Genomic DNA, 17,892 nt, shown 5'->3' on the forward strand with positions numbered 1-17,892 from the left:
GTGTCGGTACGATGTCAGCACGGCGTCAGCGCACCGCGGGCGCGCCCGTGCGGGCGCGAAAAAGGCGGGGCAATGCGAGCAACCGCCCAATAAGATGCGCCAAGGTAAGGAATTCAACTCAACGGCGCAGCATGCAAGCTCAAATCGCCAGCATTTGCGCAGGTAGATGATCTGCTCAATTCGGCGCTACTTCCCCTGTGACCGGGAATTCCTTACCTTTGTGCAATCAGATGGCACAGTCCGCTGCCATGTGGGCCAACAACGGGCTAAACGACGGGGCTAGGCATGCTCGACCTCGGTCACGCACTCGTTCTTGAGGGTGCCGACGAGGGTTTGCAGCGCCTCGATCACATGCGGGCGAATGTCGCCGCCCACGAGCACGTACATGATGTCATCGCCCACGGAAAGCTCGCCTTCGTTAAGCCAGACGCGCACATAGAAGATGCCGGGCATGGCACGGGCCGCCGCAATGGCCGCGTCGACCTTGTCTTGGTCATAGCCAAAGGAAAGGGTGGTCACGCGCTCGCCGGGCTGGACGCCGCCGGTCTCGACGCCGCGCACCTCGGCTTTGGGCGTTACGCGCACCACGCCGTTATGGGCGAGGTACATGCCGCACTGGGCGGCGGTGGGGTCGGCCTTTGCCTCGCGCATCCACGCGTCGAGGGAGGGGGATTCCTTTGCCATGGGTCTCCTCGTTGGGAAGGGGGCGCTCAGCGCCCGGGGCTACGGGTTGGGGATGGTCTCGTCGAGCGTGAGCACCATAACGGTGCGGTCGGGGCCGGGAAGCTCGCCCGAGCAGGTAATGAGCGTGAGTACCTGCTGCGCGGAGGCGATACGGTCCGCTGCGTCGTCCGCCTCGGCCCGGGCGAAGCCGTGCATCTCTTCGAGATAGGCGGTAAAGGCCGCCGCATCGGTGAAGGTCGCTTGGCGCGCCTCGAGGAACGTCTCGTCAATCACGCAGGTCATAAGCGGCGTGCAGCGATACGTGGCATCGCGCGTGATGTAGTAGACCGCCTCGATGCCGTCGAACGCCGCCTGATCGACGGTGTCATCGATCTCGTAGAACATGCTTTGGTTGTTCATATGGTGGCCGTAGACCGGCGTCTGCTGGTCCACCATGCCGGGCGCCGTCGCGTCGGCGTCGAGGAAGATGCTGCCCGAGCTGTTGGTGGTCCCGTCAAACAGGCGGTTCAGGTAGGTGGTGTTGTCATCGCCCTGCGCCACCGGGTAGTTGATGTTGGTGCCCGGCACGTAGATCCAGCCGACGATGTCGGGGTTGATCTCTTGCAGCGCATCGAAATCGACCACCGGGATGCCCGAGTTCTCCGTATCGCTCACCGGCGCGTACTCCGCCAGGCTGCCGTACGTCTCCTCCGCCTGATGGTAGCCCCACAGCGTGTGGATGAGCATGCCGCCGGCCACGAGAAGCAGCAGGACGCCGATGCCGACGAGCAGCTTGGGCAGGATGCGGCGGCGCCGGCGACCCGATCCGTCGCCGCGGTCCCCGTCTGCGCTGCCGGCGCCGTAGCGCGACGGCTTCACGGGCGGGACGGCGCCGCCGCCCGACCCCGCTGTCGCGCGCGGTGCCGCCGACGCGTGCCCTACCGGCACGACGCCGCGAACGCGGGTCACAGCGGGCGTCTGCGGGGACGCCGCCGTGTGCGAGGAAGCGGCTGCAGGCGCGGGCGAGGGCGCCGCCGTATGGGCAGGCGCGCTCGCAGGGGTCCCGGCGGGAGCGCTGCGCTTAAACCGCATGCCCGCTTGCCGCGATGCGGGAGCGGGGGAAACCCGAGGCGCGGGCGCGTCGGCCGAGGCGGGGCGCTTGAAGCGCGCGCCTTGTACGGGCGCGGCGTGCTGCGCGGGCGTCTGCCCGGACACGGCATGGCGCCCGGGTGCCGGGGCAGCGTGCGCGCCGGCGGCCTGCGAACCGGCGGCGCGTCCCGCCGCACCCTGCGGTGCGCGATGCGCGCCGGCGCCCGGCGCCTCGGTGCCGCCCGCGGCGTTTTTGAACCGTTTGCCCTGATATTCAGCCATGCTTCATCCTTCCGCGCCGCGGAGCGGGCGCGCGCCCGGCCCATTGCCGTCGGCTGCGCTTACGCCTCGGCCATCTCCGCCTTCAGCTTCTCGACCGCCGCGCGGTACTCCGGCATCGTCGCGCCCAGAATCTGCGTCGCGTAGATGGCGGCGTTCTTGGCACCGTTGATGGCCACGCAGGCGACGGGCACGCCGGAAGGCATCTGCACCATCGAGAGCAGCGAGTCGAGACCGCCAAGGTCGCTTGTCTTCATCGGCACGCCGATGACGGGCAGCGGCGTGAAGGCGGCCACCACGCCGCCCAGGTGCGCCGCCTTGCCGGCAGCGGCGATGATGACCTTCATGCCGCGGTCGGCCGCCGACGCCGCCCACTCGTGAACCTTGTCGGGGGTGCGGTGCGCGCTCGCGATGACGAGCTCATACGGCACGCCGAGCGCCTCGAGCTCGGATGTCGCGCCCTCCATAACGGGAAGATCGGACTTCGATCCCATGATGATGCCCACAAGCGGCGTCTTCTCTGCGGTTTCGGACATGTGGCCTCCTTGCTGCCGGTTACATCACGACCAGTATAGACCGAGCGCCCCCAACCGTAGCACCCTGCCGCGACCAACACGAAACGCCCCTGTAAAGACTGCGCAAGGGTCGGCGCGCCGCAGCCGGCATGCGCTCCCGACGCGGATACGGGGCGCCGTCCTCCGCCTGCGCGCTCTACGGTGCGCCGCCATCCGCCTGGCCGGGTTCCCGTGTGCGGATTTGCCACGTTGGCCCCTTCCCAAAGAGGCGAAAGTGGCGCTCCCGCACACGGGAATGTGGCGACACGGCAAGAATGCCCCGCCCGGGCGGGAATGAACGCCGGAGCGGCGGGCGCGCCGACGAGGGGCGCGCCGACGAGAACGCAACGGCGGCCCTACCTGTGCCGCCGGCCCATTGTGGTGCGGGGGTGACGCTATAATAGCGGGCAACAATGCCCATCGCCCGCAGGAGCTGCCTTGGCCTACGTTCGTCACATAGCACGACACGGCGCCGGCGCGCGGGAGCGGCTCGGTGGGCTCACAGCGGCGACCCTCAGGCGCGCTTTCGCCGGTGCGCTCGCTTTGGTGCTTGCGGCCGCACTCGCCGCCTGCGGCGGCACGGGGTCGGGAGCAGGCAACGTCGAGGCGGGCGAGACGAGCGGCCCCGCCTTCGAGGCACCCACCGCCGTCCCCTCGGTAACCTTTGACGCCGCGGCCGCGACCACCGGCGGGGGCGGGCAGATCGATACCTCACATGTGGCCGAGGGCTATGTCGCCGCCGCAGCCGTCAGCACCAGCCGTCTCAAGCTGCAGGTCAGCGCGGGTGACATGAGCTACAACTACGACCTCGCGGGTGACGGTACGCCGCTTTTCGCACCGCTCAACATGGGCGACGGCGCCTACACCTTCCGCATCATGCAGAACACGAGCGGCAACAACTACGTCGAGATCGCCCGCGCTGAGGCAACCGTCGCGCTCGCCAGCGAGTTCGAGCCCTACCTCCGCCCCAACCGCTTCTGCGCCTTTACGGACGCGAGCGCCTCCGTCGCGCAGGCGCGCGAGCTCGCCGCGGGCGCCGCCAACGAGGGCGACGTCATGCGCGCGGTCTACACGTGGGTCGTCGACAACATCACCTACGACCACGACAAAGCGGCCGAGGTCAGCGGCACCACCGGTTACGTCCCCGACCCAGACGCCACGCTCGCGGCAAAAAGCGGCATCTGCTTCGATTACGCGTCGCTCGCGGCGGCGATGCTGCGCAGCCTGGGCATCCCCACCAAGATCATCACGGGCTACGTTTCGCCCGACGGCGTCTATCACGCTTGGAACATGGTGTACATCAACGGCAGTTGGACGACGGTGGGCTTCCACATCGACCCGGACACCTGGACGCGCGTCGACCTCACGTTCGCCGCGGCGGGCGCGGGCGACACCGTGGGCGACGGCAGCTCCTATACCGACCGCTACACCTATTAGCGACACCCCGACGAGGCAGGAGAAACGACGATGGCAGACACGCACCGCACATCACCGGCACCGGGCCAGGCGGCGCTCCCCCCGGACGCCATAAGCGTCTTTTGCGACGACATCGCCCTCATGCTCGGCGCGGGCATCACCCTCGACGAGGCGGTCCATATGCTGGGCGAAAACCTCGCCGACCCCGCCTTTCGCCGCGTGTGCGACGCGCTCTACCCCGCGCTCGCGGGCGGGGAGAGCCTCTCCGCCGCGCTTGCGGCAACGGGCGCGTTTCCCGCCCACGCCGTGCGCCTCGTCGCCGTGGGCGAGAAGGCGGGCCGGCTCGAGAACGTCCTCAAGAGCCTCGCCGCCTACTACGACGAGGAGGACCGCGTCTTTGCGCGGGTGCGCGCGGCCGTGGGCTATCCCGCCGCGCTCCTCTGCGTCATGTGCGTCATCCTCGCGCTTACCGTCGGCGCGGTGCTTCCCGTGTTTATCGACGTGTACGAGGGGCTGGCAGGCACCCTCACGGCGGGCTCGGCGGGCCTTGTGACGGCGGCGGTCGTGACGGGGTGGACGGCGCTCGGCGTGACGCTCGCCATCACGATCGCCGCGCTCGCCACGCTCGTCGCAAGCCGCACCACGACCGGGCAGGCGCGCCTCGTCGCCCTCTTCGAGCGCGCGCCCATAACGCGCGGCGCCATGTACCAGCTCGCGCTCTCGCGCTTCTCCACCGCCCTCGCCGCCTATACCGCGGCGGGCCTCGATACCGACAAGGCCATGGCCGAGGCCTTAGCGACCGTCGACCACGTCGAGCTCCGCGCGCGCCTTACGCGGGCGCACGCCGCCATGACCGACCTCGACCGCGGCGCGAGCCTCGCCCAAGCCATCGCCGAGGCGCAGGTGTTCGAGCCCGTCTACGCCCGCATGCTCACCGTCGGCACCCGCGCCGGCCAAACCGACGAGGTGCTCGACACGCTCGCCGGGACGTTTTTTGACGACGCCCTCGCCCGCATCGACCGCGTGGTGAACAGCACCGAGCCCGCGCTCGCCGCATTCCTCACCGTGTCGGTGGGCGCGACGCTCATCGCCGTGATGCTGCCGCTCGTGGGCATCATGGGATCTGTCGGGTAAGGGGGCGAGGCCATGTATCACGAGGTCACCGAAGGCTCAGGGCGCAGGCGGCGGCGCGTTGCGCTCGCGGTCGTCGCGCTTGCGGCAGCGCTCGCCGCGGGCGGGGCGGGCCTCAGCCTTGCCGCACAGGAGGCGCGCGCGCAAGCGTGCGAGAGCGTGCGCGAGGCGGTGCTCGCGGCCGCGGCGCAGTGCTGCGCGGTCGAGGGCTCGTACCCCTCCACCATCGAGTACCTCGAGGAGCACTACGGGCTCGCCGTCAATAAGGACGACTTCGCCATCACCTACGAGGCGTTCGCCTCCAACGTGGCGCCGAGCGTTGTGGTGGTGCCCCGATGAGCGCCCGTGCGCCCAAGACGCGCGGGGCGGCGCAGCACGTGTTTACCGCAGCGCTCTTCCTGCTGTTTGTAACGGCGCTGTTGCTGGCGCTCGTCGCGGGCGTCGGCGTGTACCGCCGCGTGCATGCGGCGGGCGCGGCGGCGCGCGACGCCCGGCTTGCCGGGGCGCTGGTGGCAAACATCGTCCGCTCAAAAGACGCGACCGGGGCCATCCGCCTGGAGGAGGCCCCCGGCGGCGGCCAGAGCCTGGTCATGACGGAGCGCCTAGCGAGCGGCACGTTTGAGACGCGCCTCTACCTGCAAGACGGCGCGCTTGTTGAGGAGTACGTCCCCGCGGGCACACCCTATGATCCCGCCCGCGCCACCGAGCTCGCGCAGACCGTGCGCTTCGAGGTCGCGCTCGATGTCTCCGCGGGCGCGCTCACCATTACCACCGACGACGCATCGACCCGCGTTGCGCTGCGCTCGGCCGATCCATTCGAAACGCCGGCCACCGCCGCGGAGAACGCTTCTGCCGATGAGTCCGTCGCAGCCCCGGCGCGGGCCGCTGGCGCCGCCGACGCCGCCGACGCCGCGTCCGAAGGGGGTGTCGCCTAATGCCCATCACCCCCCTCCGCACGCGCGACGCCTCCCCTCGCGCCCACGATGCCGCGCGCGTCCGCCCGCCGCTCTGGCACGGGACGGCCTTTCTCATCGAAGCGCTCGTGCTCGTCGCGTTTCTCATGGCGGCGCTCGCCGTGGTGTTGAGCCTGTTTGCCTCCGCGCGCGCCGAGGAGGCGCGGGCGGCCCGCCTCTCCGAGGCCGTAACCCTTGCTCAGAACGCCGCCGAGGCCTTTGCCGCCACGGACGAGCCCGTCTCCCGCGTCTGCCGGGAAGCGGGGGCGCAGACCGGCGACCTCTACGTCGTAGCGGTCGACGTTGCGGCTGAGGAGCGCGCCGCGGGGACCCTCTACACCGCGACTATCAGCGTTGCCGCGGCTGACACCTCTGAGGGAGCAGATGCCGCCGAGGGTGCCTCCGGCGCTACCAACGCCGAGAGCGCGGTGGGCGGCGAGACGCTCTACACGCTCGACACCGCGCGCTATGTCGCTGCCAGCGCATCTCGAGAGGAGGCGGCATGATAACCCGCAGGCGCGAGGCACCAGCCGCCGGATCGGTGCGCATGGGGCCCATCAGCATCTTCACGCTCGTCATCGTGCTCTGCCTCGCCGTACTCGCCGTGCTCTCTATCACCACGGCGCGCGCCGATGCCGCGCTTGCCGCACGGCAGGCGTCCTTTACGCAAGATGACTACGCCAACGAGCGCGTCGCGCAGATGTTTGCCGCCGAAGCAGCCGACGTACTCGCCACGCTCGCGCCCTCTACCGCACCGGAGGACGCGGCGAGCGCGCTCGCGGCCGCGGCACCCGAGCTAGCCGCCCGCACCGAGGCGTCCGCGCCCGCCGGCACCACCGTAACGGCGACGATAGGCGCCGGCACCGACGCAACCGCCGGCACGGGTGCGACCGCCGCCGATGCCGCCCTCGTCCTCACCGTCGCCGCACCCAGCGGGCGCACGCTCACCGCCACCTTTGCCGTGGACTCGGGCGCAGCCCTCACCATCACGTCCTGGCAGCCCGCCACCACCTGGACCGAAGACACCACCGACACGCTTTGGATGGGAGACTGACATGAATCTGACCGAATACCTGCAGCACATGATCGAGGTCGGCGCCTCGGACGTCTTCATCGTCGCCGGTCTGCCCCTCACCTACCGCACCGGCGGGCGCCAGGTGCGCGAGGGAGACGCGCCCCTCATGCCGGCTGACACCGAGGACGCGGTGCGCGCCATCTTCGCTGTCGCCCACCGCGACGTCGAGCGCTTCCTTACGAGCGGCAACCACGATGAGGACTTCTCGTTTGCGCTGCCGGGCATCGGCCGCTTCCGCGCCAACGTGTTCCGCCAGCGCGGATCGCTCGCCGCGGTCATCCGCGTCATCCCCTTCGGCCTGCCCGATCCCGCCGCGTTCCATATCCCCGAGGCCGTGCTCAAAACGGCCGAGCTCACCCGCGGCCTCGTTCTCGTTACGGGCCCGGCCGGCGCCGGCAAGTCCACCACACTCGCCTGCCTGATCGACAAGCTCAATCACGAGCGTGCGGGCCACATCATCACCATGGAGGACCCCATCGAGTACGTGCACCGCCATGGCACGTGCATCGTGACGCAGCGCGAGGTCCCCACCGACGTCGCCACGTACGCCGAGGCGCTGCGCTCCGCCATGCGCGAGGCGCCCGACGTCATCCTTCTCGGCGAGATGCGCGACCCCGAGACCATCTCCACCGCCGTCACCGCCGCCGAGATGGCGCAGCTCATCTTCTCGACCCTGCACACCACCGGCGCCGCGGGCACGGTCGACCGCATCGTGGATGCGTTCCCCGTGGGGCAGCAGCGCCAGATTCGCCTGCAGCTCTCGCTTGTACTGCAGGCTATCGTGAGCCAACAGCTCGTTCCGGCGCGTGCGGGCGGCGTGGTGCCCGTGTTTGAGATCATGACGAGCACGACCGCCATCCGCAACCTCATCCGCGAGGGCAAGACGCACCAGATCGACTCCGTCATCGCCGCCGGGCGCGACGCCGGCATGCGCACGATGGATCAGAGCCTGTTCGCCCTGGTCCAAGACGGCACCATCGACCGCAGCGTTGCACTGCAGCACGCCATCCACCAGGAGGCGCTGGCGCTTCGCCTCGACGCCGAGGGGCTGTAGCAGGCATCTCGCCGCGACACGGTACCGGCGCGGCTAGCCGCCCTTACGGGATGTCGAGGTATTCATCGAAGGCGCCCTGCGGTCCGCCTTCGCGCATGTGCGCCTGCGCGCCCGCCCGCCACGCATCGCAACCACCCTGCAGCGCGCGGAACCGCGGGAGCAGCCGATGCCGCAAGAGAAGCTGGTTCGCCTCGAAGGCGACGGCGCGCGGGCGATGGCGCCGCCCCAACGCGCGGAAGATGCTCGCAACCAGCCGCTCGTACAGATGGCCCTCCATCACGTCTTCGTACCATACGTTGATGACCGCATACCCCGCGCCCACCAGGGCGTTTTGCCGCCGGTCATCGCGAGCCGCCTGCTCGGCGCTGTGATAGCGCAGCCCCTTGTACTCGACGACCACCCCCGCCTCCGGAATCAGTATGTCCGGATGGCGGGGCCCGTCGGGGGTTTCACAGCGCACGTTGAGCCGGATCGATGAGAGCCCGAGACCGCCGTAGCGCTGCGGATATGACAGCAGCATGGCGACGACCGTCTCCATCGGGGAATGCGCCCCGTTATGCACCAGACGCGCCGCCTCGCGCGCGAGCCGCGCCCCGCGGCGCGGACTCCACGCATCTGCCATCGCGCGCAGCCCGTCCGCATAGGCGATCTGGCGCTCCGTAGTGGTAAAGCCGTCCCACGAGCCATCCAACATATAGGTCCCGCAAAGCTCGTAGCCGATCTCCACCAAATCGAGCACATCGTATGCGCCGGATGCGGCCAGCTCGACAAACATGAGCTCCGGGCAAACCACGAGCAGATCGCGGGACGCCTGAAGGTATGTCGCGCCCGGCACGCCCCCGGACAGCTTATGGCACACCACGTCATCGCGCCCACGCCATGTATTGGGCTCGGAGACCAGCACGTGATAGGGCCGCGTCCTCACGCCGGCGCGTTCCATGTCATCTTGGAGAAAGCCGCGCGGCGGCAGGGAGCAGCCCGCGAGGGTCTCGACCCGGGGCCCGTCGAGCAAATCAGGGAGGAGTCTCCCGCTCGACCGATACAGCTCAAGAGCTGATATGCCGTACACGCAGATGCTCATGCCCGTACTATAGGGCACTAGCCATAAGATGATTACATGAAGTTATCCACTATGATGCCAGATAGCGGTAGGTCATCTAACGAGATTCTGACCGTTCTTATACCACTTCTAACCAGCCAGTTAGGTAGTGTTGTTTCTTGACTACCCTCGTCGGTGAGGCGAGCTGTATCTCGCTCATAATAGGATGATATATCTAATATCTATCATCCACTGCCCCAAATCTTCACAAGCAGCCGGAAGCGGCGTGCCGCTGGAGACACGACGCGGGGCGCCGCGCCCCTCGCGTCGCATCGTCTCTGGTCGCTGGAGCCGTCCGATTTCGTAATTAATTAACCCCCCATGGACAAATCATGCATCGAAATAATAAATAACCCCCTAGAAAGCGGCCGTGCAATCGCCTGTGAAAGGCGATACAGCCTCTTTTCGGGCGCTCGAGCCGCGAAAAAGGGACAAGCGAGGCGGAATATCGAGCGAAAACGCCTCCATGACGACCCTCAATGAGGGGTCATTTATTATTTCGATGCACATTTTGTCCAGAGGGGGTTAGTTATAGGCACCCGCACGCCCTTTGGAGCCGTGCGAGGCGCGGGGCAGCCCCCGCGGTCCTATTCCCCGCACGCCCCAATGCCCGCGACCACCCTGCGGTACGCCTCTGCGACCTCCGGCGTGAGCGCCCGCGCCGCCGGCCAGTCATCCGCACGGATAAGCTCGCACTGGCGCGATGTCAGAGCATAGAGCTCGGTCATGGAGAGCGTTCCCGTCACGCCCTTGAGCGCGTGCGCCGCCTCGAGCCCGGCCTCCGCGTCGTCTGCGGCCGCAGCGGCCTCGAGCTTGGCCATGTTATCGTCCTCTAGAAAGGTGTTGAGCAGGCGCATGAGCAGCGCCTCGCTGCCCATAACACGGCTGAGGGCGTCCTCCGTATCGATGCCCGCCCGCTCCAGTACCGCAAGATCCATGACCGTTCTCCTTAGTTGACAGGGGGTGTCGTCATATGGGGGGCAGATACGGCATCGCCCTCCGGCTTATGTGCACTATCGGCCGCGGGAGCCTGATACAGGGCGGCGATCTGCGGCTCCACCGCAAAGAAACACGAGAGGAGCTCGGGGTTAAAAGCGCCGCACTCCCCGTCCGCGATCATACGGAGCGACTCCTCGCGCGTAAACGCCGCTTTGTACACCCGCTTGTTGGTCAGCGCATCGTAGACGTCCGCCAGCGACACCACCTGCGCCGGCACGCTGATCTCGTCGCCCGCAAGGCCGTCGGGGTAGCCGCGCCCATCCCATCGCTCGTGATGGTGCCGGGCGATGTCGACGGCGTACCGGTACGCGCCCATGCTGCGCATCTGCGGGATACGCTCCAGAAGCTCAGCCCCCTGCACGGTGTGCGACTTCATGACCTCGAACTCCTCGCGCGTGAGGCGCCCCGGCTTGCACAGGATGGCGTCGGGGATGGCGATCTTGCCGACGTCGTGCATGATGGCGGCGAGCGCGATGTCGTCGATGTCCTCGGCAGCGTAGCCCTGTCCAAACGGCGTCTCGGAGAGCACCAGGTGCGTGATGTCGTGGATGCGCCGCACGTGGTCGCCGCTCTCGCCATCGCGAAACTCGATGGCGGTCGAGAGCGCCTCGATCATGCCGACGTTGAGCTCGATGATGCGCTCGGCGCGCTCGAGCAGCTGCTGGCGCTGGTCCTCCACGGTGGAGCTCAAACGCTTGCGGCTCTCAAACAGCTCGATGACCGAGCGCACGCGGCGCGTCACCACAAAGGGGATGATGGGCTTGACGATCACGTCCATCACGCCGAGCCGATAGGCCTCCTCCATCACCTTGGCGGTGCGCTCGGCCGTAATGAGGAAGACCGGCGTGCGCGTAAGAAACCCAGTGGGGGCGAGGCGCTTGAGCACCTCGAGCCCGTCGATGCCGGGCATCATCACGTCGAGCAGGAGCGCCACCACCGCGTCTCCCTCGCGCTCGATCGCGTCGAGGCAGGCGGCGCCGTCCTGCGCCTCCACAATGCGGTAGTCGCCCTCAAACAGCGCGGCCAATATGGTACGACTGATGGCGTCGTCGTCGACGATGAGCAGCGTGCCCGCGCCCTTGTCGAGGTTATCGCTCTCTGGCAACGCCCTCGCCTCCCTCTCCGCGGCGCCGGCGGTCCTCCCCCGGCTCCCGCTCTGTATATTCTCGCACGGCAACGTTTCCCTTGCCGGCACGCTTCACCTCATACAGCGCCTCGTCCGCCGCGCGGAACAACCGCTCGAACGACGCGGCGCCCGCCGGCGCCACCGCCACGCCGCAGCTGCACGAGACGGGCGCGCCCACCTGGTGCGAGCCGCGCTCGCCAAAGGCGGTCTGCACGCGGGCGAGCTTGGCGCGCGCGACGGCGGGGTCCGTGAGCCCGGGCGCGATGACCATGAACTCGTCGCCCCCAAAGCGGCCGACGGCGTCGGTCGCGCGAAACGACGCCTGCAGGATGTCGCCCATGGCACGGAGCAGGTCGTCGCCGGCATCGTGTCCGTAGGTGTCGTTAACCTGCTTAAAGGCGTCGATATCCACCATGATGAGGCTGACGGGCGCGCTGGCGTGCGCACCGGACCGCCCGCCAGAAGCCCGCTCCGCATCGGAACCGATCAGCCGCGCCGCTGCCGCCGCCAGCGCGCCGCGGTTGAGGAGCCCCGTGAGGGCGTCGCGCTCGGAGAGCTCGCGATAGCGCTCGCGGGCGTCAAAGTCCTGCAGGCGCAGCTCGAGGGCGAGCTGGGCAACGGCGATGGCAACCACAAACCCCACGCACACCGAGAAGAGGTCGGCCTCGGCGGCGGCGAGCGGCTTGGTCGCAAACGAAAGCGCCACAAAGAGCGCATCGGTTAGTCCGAGCACGCCGAGCGGCAGCCCCCACGGCGTGGCGATGAGCACCCCGAGGCCAATGCCGACGGGCTGTGTGAGCACGCCCACGCGCCCCGCGGCAAAAACCGTATCGAGAAGACCGATGGCAACAAGCAGCAGCGCCTCCACCACCAGGCACGCCACCGCCGCAGCCCAAGGGCGCGTTGCCAAGCGGGGCGACGCCACGCGCATCAGCCCGTAGAGCGCAAGCGCGATGGGCGCGAGCGCATAGTGGGCGACGCTCGGGTGCCACGCGGGGACACTGAGCGCCGCCACGGGGGTAAAGAGCGCCGCGATGGCGCAGGCCATCAGACACGCGGCGCGCACGTTGCGAAAGTTCCGCTCTATCACGCGCGGGTAGTCCTCGGTAAAGAAGCGGCGCCGGCGCGCGCAGAAGCGCCTATAGCGGGAGCCGAGGGTGTCGCTGCGTCTCATCCGGCATCACCGCCGCACGCGGGCTGCGAAGCCCCGCCGGCCGCCCGTGCCTCGGCGTCGCCCCGCGCCGCAATGAGCTCTGCCAGCGTCTGGCAGAGCAAACTGAAATCGATGGGCTTCGAGACGTGCGCGTCCATGCCCGCGGCCGTGGTGGCGACGATGTCCTCGGCAAACGCGTTGGCCGTCACGGCAACAAGCGGCACGGCGGTCGCATCCGGTCGATCGAGCGCGCGAATGGCGCGGGCCGCCGCGCAGCCATCCATCTCGGGCATCTTCATATCGAGCAGAACCGCGTCAAAGTATCCGGGTGCGCTCGCGGCGAAGGCGTCGACCGCCTCGCGCCCGTTCCAGGCACGCGCGGTCTCGAGCCCCGCCATGCCGAGCATCTCGGTTGCGATCTCCATATTGATGGCGTTGTCCTCTGCTACCAGCACGCGCTTGCCGGCAAGCGATGCCAGAAGCTCCTCTGCCGTAGGCGCCGGCGCCGCCACATGCGGCGTAGCCGAGGCAGCGGGACGCGGGGCGGCCCCGGCGGCACCCCCCAAAGGCGCGGCGTCGACCCCGGCGGCGCCCCCGAGAGAAGCGGCGTCCGCGGCAGCCGGCAGCGCGTCGACGACGGCAGCCGCACCCTCACCCGCCGGGCCGGGCGCCGCGTCGCCCGCAGGTGCATGCGCACCCTCTGTCACCACGGCAAACGGCACCGTTACGGTAAACGTGCTCCCCTGGTCGAGCTCGCTTTGCACCTCGAGCGTGCCGCCCATCTGCTCCACCAGGTTCTTGGTGATGGGCATCCCCAGGCCCGTGCCCACGGTCTCGCGTGTGCCAAACCGCTGCTCGCGCGCGTACAGGTCAAACAGGCGCTCCAAAAATTCCGGGCTCATGCCAATGCCCGTGTCCTTCACGGTGATGCGGTACGTCGCCACACCGCCCTCGGCCTCGGCGTCGCTCAGCTGCTCGGCGCGCACGTGAACCGCGTCGCCCGGGTCGGTGTACTTGAGCGCGTTGGAGAGCAGATTGTTGAGCACCTGGCTAAACCGCAGCGGGTCGCCCAGCACGCGCGCGTCGTCCACATCGCACGCAAGCTCAAACGACTTGCCCTCGCGCGCCGCCTGCAGACGGAACGGCTCGGCGCAGTCGTCAATCACCTGCGCCAGATCCATCTGCTCGGTCGCGAGCGAGACGCTCCCCTGCTCCATGCGGGCTACGTCCAGAATGTCGTTGATGAGCGCAAGCAGCTGCTGGCTCGAGCGGTCGATGCGGTCGAGGTACCCGGTCACCACGGCGGGGTCGTCCGTATGCGCCCGTGCCAGCTCCGTCAGGCCGATGATTCCGTTGAGCGGCGTGCGCATGTCGTGGCTCATGTTGTTAAAGAACGCCTGGCGCGTCTTGATGCTCGCGCGCGAGCTCTCGAGCGCCTCCTCCAAATAATGGCGCTCCTGCAGCTGGCGCTGCTTTTCCTGGTCGACCTCGCGGAAGCACAGCACCACTTCCTCCGGATCGAGCGACTCGTCGTACAGCACCCGCACGTTGACCCAGCGGTAGCTGTCGCCAAAGCGCCGCTGGAAGTCGCCGCCGTAGTCGCGCACGCGCCCTGCCACCAGCATACGGATGTTGTCGGCCGAGAAGCTCTCTTCAAACTCCTCAAACGTGTCGCGCTCGATCACCTCGGCGGCGGTGCGCAGCAGGCTCTCGTACGGCCCGCGCTTGGGGATGCGCCGGCGCACGTAGTCGGAGCCCTTGATCATCTCATACGTGCCCTCTTCGTAATTGACGAGGTAGATGGCGTAGTAGCTGTTGCCCAGCACGCGCACGGTCTCGTTGGTGCGCTCCATGGTGCGGGCGCGGCGCATGTCGCGCACGGCGAGCGCGCCCAGAAGCACCGCAAACAGCGCGACCATGATGCCAAACAGCACGCCGACCGACTGGAGCCGCCCCAAAATGACCGCGCGCGGCGCCGTTACGATGGAGTACCAGCCGTTGGCGAGCCGGCTGTAGTCGACGGCGCGCTCGCGCCCATCGAGGTCGATCACATACGAGGTGGCGTCTTCGAGCTCGCCCGCCTCGATGCGGTGGACGAGGTCGAGAATGTAGGCGTCGAGCCCGTCCTCGTGCGTAAACGACGTCTCGCTGTAGAGGATGTTCCCCACGCCGTCGCACAAGAAGAACGAGGCGCCCTCCGGCAGATCCTGCTGCTCGTATTGGAAGACGAAGTTCTCGGGGTAGAGGTCAAACGCCAAGACCACGTTGCCCGTGCTGCCGGCGCATGCCACGGTCACCACGTTCTGCCCGGTGAGGGCGTCCTCGTACACGTCGGTAAACACGGTCTCGCCGGGCGACGCCATGGCCGCCCGATACCATTCGCGCGTGGTGACATCGATGGCGGGTAGCTCATCGGTGGCGACGTTTGCCGAGGTGCCGGTTGAGGTATCTGCCGAGGTACCCGCCGCGCCTCCCCCGGCGCCCGTCCCGTCTCCCCCGGTGCCCGCCATCTCGTCCCAATCGCCCACCGTGAGCGGCGTTCCGTCAACCACGCCGTATACGTTGATGGCCTCATCGCCCAGCACCGAGCGCAGGCGCGTGCAGAACAGGCGCACCCACCTCTCGAGCTCCTCCCACGTGTTGCCCTGCTCGTTACGGGAGTCGAGCGACTCGGTGCCAAACTCCAACAGGGCGCGGTACATGGTGAGCGAGCTGTTGGTTTCTGCTGCGTAATAGCGCGAGAGGGCGGTGTTGGACTCGTGCGCGTTCTGCAGGAGGGTCGAGCGCAGGATCTGCCCGCCCACGAGGGCGAGCGCCACAAAGAAGACGAGCAAGATCAGCCCCAAGCGCATGCGCCCGAGCTGTTTAGCTATGTTGCGAGTCCCCTTGCCCATGGTGCCCTCCGCGCAGAGAGCCACCGCGCCCGCGCGGCCGCCCAACCGTACCCGTACGCCGCGCGGCAGAATTGAGGCCCGCCCCACAGCTTGCTCTCATCATACCAGCTGGGCACGTCTGCCACGGCGCGCTACCGCGGCCGGTATGCGCTTGAACCGCGCCTTGGGTCTGGGCCGAGCTTTCCCTCTGCAACCAATCACGAGCGACAATCTGTCGCCCTCCGTCGCGACAGATTGTCGCGTGTCGTCGCCGGGCGCCCAGCGGCAACACAAGAAAGGCGACCCCCGGAACTTCCGAGGGTCGCCCTGCATGCCCCATGGGACGTCTCTGGCACAGCGCCTACGCGATGAGCTTCTCCAGCTCCTCACGCGAGGCAAACGTGCGCGTGTTGCCCGTGGCGACGGTCACCACGTCGCCCTCCCATGTCTCGTTCTCGCGGTTGCCGTTGTCATCGGTACGGGCGGGCTTGAACTTGTCCGTATGGATCACGTAGCGCCAGTCCACCCGCTCCTCGGGCTTGGACTGATCGGGCGCGTCCATCTTGCTGAAGTCGTACTCCAGCGCACCGAGCACCACGGCGATGGCGTCGACGGCCGCGAGCGGAGCCTGCACGGTGCGCAGGCCCGCCTCGCTGTTGTAGTAGCGACCGTCCGCCAGGTAGACAGTGCGCACCTGGCGGCGGCGCTTCTGCTCAGAGCGGTACACCAGCACCACGCCGGCGGCGATAACAGCCCACCAGACCACACTCACCACCAGATCGAGCGGCGAGTCGACCTCGTTAAAGCCAAGCCAGTACCACAGCCACAGCAGGAAGGCCGAGACCACGGCGAGGACAACGGTGATAATCACGTTGGACTTCTTCATCTCTATCCCTCCTTACGCGCGGTTCTGGTCGTCGGGGTTGAGGACGGAGTCCTCGTAGCTCTTGAGGTCGCCGGTGAACTTGCGACGGTGGATGAGCGCGCCGATGTAGTAGATGGCGCTCACCGCGAGGCCCACAAACATGAACCAGTGGACCCAGCAATCGCGATCCTCGCGCCCGCTGGCAAGCGGGGTGTCGTCATCCTCGATGGACTCAGTAAGCGGGGTCTCGTCGTCATCGATGGCCTCGGTCTCGGCGTCGTCGGTAGCGTCATCCGCACCGTCGTCCGGACCAGGCACCGGGTTGACCGGCGTCACCGGCGTGACAGGCGTGTCGTCACCGCCGTCCGGCGTTACGGGCGCCGGGGTAATGGTAAAGGTGGCACCCACAAACTCGAGCGTGTAGTTGCTCTCAAGGAACCCGTTCTGACCGTCAGCGAGCCGGAGCGTGTTCTGGCCGATGGCGTACTGGCCGGGGGCCTCGCCCGCAGCGCGGGAGATGAAGCCAGTCCAGCCGGGGATCTCGTTCGCCACGGCGCCCTCGTACCAAGAGGTGAGCGACGGATCGGCCTGGCCCTGGACCTTGCTGTGGTTGTTGGCATGGACCCTGATGGTGGCCCGGAAGATATCGTACTCGCGCGTAACCGTGCCCGCGTAGTTACCGCAGCCCGTGATCGTCACCACGATGTGACCAGCGTTGATGGTGCTGTTGTTGTAGGAGACGATGTAGTCGCCGGTCTCGCCGCCATCCGTGCTCTGAGTGAGGGTCACGCCCTCTTCGCTCACGACCGTGGGCAGCCACGCCTGATCGGTGCCGTTGTACACAGTGTTTTGAGGATCGTTAACCGTAACACCCATGTATGAGCCCGGGTTGTCGGGGTCCTCGGGATTAATAGTTTGCGGAATCACCGTAAGAGTGCCGAGGTTCTCAGTGATGATGGCGTAATTGGACTCAGATGCAGTGCCATCCCATACCAGCGAGTACGTGTTGTTACCCACAACACCATTGTTGGGGTCGTCCACGTTAGTCACAGAACCGGTAGTGGTGAAGGTCGCAGTCTCGCCGTTGACAAAGCCCTTGATGGTGCCAGCGGCAGTCAGAGCCGTGCCATCATATGTCTTCGAGGCAGACGGAGTAGTAACGACAAGCGCTGCAGGCTGAATTTTCATCGCAGCTTCGCCCGAAGCAGTTTCACCACCACGCGAAATCGTGACCTTGACCGTAGTGCTGTCCTCTACATCCTTGAAGGTAGGAGCACCCTCAATCTTGCCGTCGCCATTGACCGTAGCGGTAACAGTTTGACCATCGAACTCATAGGTGAGTACATCGCCCGGATAGGTGCCAGAGATCTTAAGCGTGCGCTCAGAAGCATCGTAGGGCCAAGTTTGACCGACCGCATCCGCCTCAAAGGGATCCTCGAAGTCAGTGAAATCAGCGGCCCACTTGGCGTAGTAGGTCGTGACGCCCGCGGGGAACGCGGCCGGCAGGGACTCGACCTTGTCGCCCCAGTCGCCGTCGGTGCCGTCCTTGGTGTACCAGCCGTC

General features: G+C 67.5%; 17 protein-coding genes. 7 read left to right on the top strand and 10 right to left on the bottom strand.

What is annotated here, in order from left to right; genetic code table 11:
• Window positions 1–279: 279 nt before the first annotated feature.
• The 3 genes from B5F70_RS08590 to purE are packed head-to-tail and all read right to left on the bottom strand — an operon-like array spanning window position 280 to window position 2,567.
• Complete coding sequence (locus B5F70_RS08590; protein WP_087205156.1) at window positions 280–684, bottom strand: molybdenum cofactor biosynthesis protein MoaE; 405 nt, start codon at window positions 682–684, stop codon at window positions 280–282.
• A gap of 39 nt (window positions 685–723) precedes the next feature.
• Window positions 724–2,034, bottom strand: coding sequence for a sortase (locus B5F70_RS10990; protein ID WP_087205157.1), 1,311 nt, complete (start codon window positions 2,032–2,034; stop codon window positions 724–726).
• 59 nt (window positions 2,035–2,093) lie between these two features.
• Window positions 2,094–2,567 (bottom strand): 5-(carboxyamino)imidazole ribonucleotide mutase, encoded by a 474-nt coding sequence (gene purE / locus B5F70_RS08600; RefSeq protein WP_087205158.1) that lies wholly within the window; start codon window positions 2,565–2,567, stop codon window positions 2,094–2,096.
• A gap of 456 nt (window positions 2,568–3,023) precedes the next feature.
• Here purE and B5F70_RS08605 point away from each other — a divergent pair, with 456 nt between their 5' ends.
• The 7 genes from B5F70_RS08605 to B5F70_RS08635 are packed head-to-tail and all read left to right on the top strand — an operon-like array spanning window position 3,024 to window position 8,214.
• Complete coding sequence (locus B5F70_RS08605; protein ID WP_087205159.1) at window positions 3,024–4,022, top strand: transglutaminase-like domain-containing protein; 999 nt, start codon at window positions 3,024–3,026, stop codon at window positions 4,020–4,022.
• Between the two features lie 30 nt (window positions 4,023–4,052).
• The gene (locus tag B5F70_RS08610) at window positions 4,053–5,135 is read left to right on the top strand and encodes a type II secretion system F family protein (RefSeq protein WP_087205160.1); all 1,083 of its coding nucleotides are present in this window, start codon (window positions 4,053–4,055) and stop codon (window positions 5,133–5,135) included.
• Window positions 5,136–5,147: 12 nt separating this feature from the next.
• Window positions 5,148–5,471, top strand: coding sequence for a hypothetical protein (locus tag B5F70_RS08615; RefSeq protein ID WP_087205161.1), 324 nt, complete (start codon window positions 5,148–5,150; stop codon window positions 5,469–5,471).
• Window positions 5,468–6,067 carry a DUF4860 domain-containing protein gene (locus B5F70_RS08620; RefSeq protein ID WP_087205162.1) on the top strand — a complete coding sequence of 200 codons (600 nt, stop codon included), beginning with the start codon at window positions 5,468–5,470 and terminating at the stop codon, window positions 6,065–6,067. Before B5F70_RS08615 ends, B5F70_RS08620 begins: the two co-directional genes overlap by 4 nt.
• Window positions 6,067–6,591, top strand: coding sequence for a hypothetical protein (locus tag B5F70_RS08625; RefSeq protein WP_087205163.1), 525 nt, complete (start codon window positions 6,067–6,069; stop codon window positions 6,589–6,591). The genes B5F70_RS08620 and B5F70_RS08625 overlap by 1 nt, the downstream gene beginning before the upstream one ends.
• Window positions 6,588–7,139, top strand: coding sequence for a hypothetical protein (locus tag B5F70_RS08630; RefSeq protein WP_087205164.1), 552 nt, complete (start codon window positions 6,588–6,590; stop codon window positions 7,137–7,139). Before B5F70_RS08625 ends, B5F70_RS08630 begins: the two co-directional genes overlap by 4 nt.
• 1 nt (window position 7,140) lies before the next feature.
• The gene (locus B5F70_RS08635; protein WP_087205165.1) at window positions 7,141–8,214 is read left to right on the top strand and encodes a PilT/PilU family type 4a pilus ATPase; all 1,074 of its coding nucleotides are present in this window, start codon (window positions 7,141–7,143) and stop codon (window positions 8,212–8,214) included.
• Window positions 8,215–8,257: 43 nt separating this feature from the next.
• On the opposite strand, the gene B5F70_RS08640 is transcribed toward B5F70_RS08635, so the two are convergent.
• The 7 genes from B5F70_RS08640 to B5F70_RS10650 all read right to left on the bottom strand — a co-directional run.
• Entirely contained in the window at window positions 8,258–9,295 is a 1,038-nt protein-coding gene (locus B5F70_RS08640) for a hypothetical protein (protein WP_143753952.1), read from the bottom strand.
• A gap of 605 nt (window positions 9,296–9,900) precedes the next feature.
• Window positions 9,901–10,251 (bottom strand): Hpt domain-containing protein, encoded by a 351-nt coding sequence (locus B5F70_RS08645; protein WP_087205167.1) that lies wholly within the window; start codon window positions 10,249–10,251, stop codon window positions 9,901–9,903.
• An 11-nt stretch (window positions 10,252–10,262) separates the two neighbouring features.
• Entirely contained in the window at window positions 10,263–11,417 is a 1,155-nt protein-coding gene (locus tag B5F70_RS08650) for an HD domain-containing phosphohydrolase (protein WP_087205168.1), read from the bottom strand.
• Window positions 11,401–12,612, bottom strand: coding sequence for a GGDEF domain-containing protein (locus tag B5F70_RS08655; protein WP_087205169.1), 1,212 nt, complete (start codon window positions 12,610–12,612; stop codon window positions 11,401–11,403). The genes B5F70_RS08650 and B5F70_RS08655 overlap by 17 nt, the downstream gene beginning before the upstream one ends.
• Window positions 12,609–15,485: a hybrid sensor histidine kinase/response regulator gene (locus B5F70_RS08660; RefSeq protein WP_143753953.1), complete on the bottom strand. Its 2,877-nt coding sequence runs from the start codon at window positions 15,483–15,485 to the stop codon at window positions 12,609–12,611. The genes B5F70_RS08655 and B5F70_RS08660 overlap by 4 nt, the downstream gene beginning before the upstream one ends.
• Before the next feature lie 340 nt (window positions 15,486–15,825).
• Window positions 15,826–16,350 (bottom strand): hypothetical protein, encoded by a 525-nt coding sequence (locus B5F70_RS08665; protein WP_087205171.1) that lies wholly within the window; start codon window positions 16,348–16,350, stop codon window positions 15,826–15,828.
• A 12-nt stretch (window positions 16,351–16,362) separates the two neighbouring features.
• On the bottom strand, window positions 16,363–17,892 hold a 1,530-nt coding region (locus tag B5F70_RS10650), incomplete at its 5' end, for an MBG domain-containing protein (RefSeq protein ID WP_158094970.1).

The sequence above is a fragment of the Collinsella sp. An268 genome, from assembly GCF_002159765.1.
Taxonomy (GTDB): domain Bacteria; phylum Actinomycetota; class Coriobacteriia; order Coriobacteriales; family Coriobacteriaceae; genus Coprousia.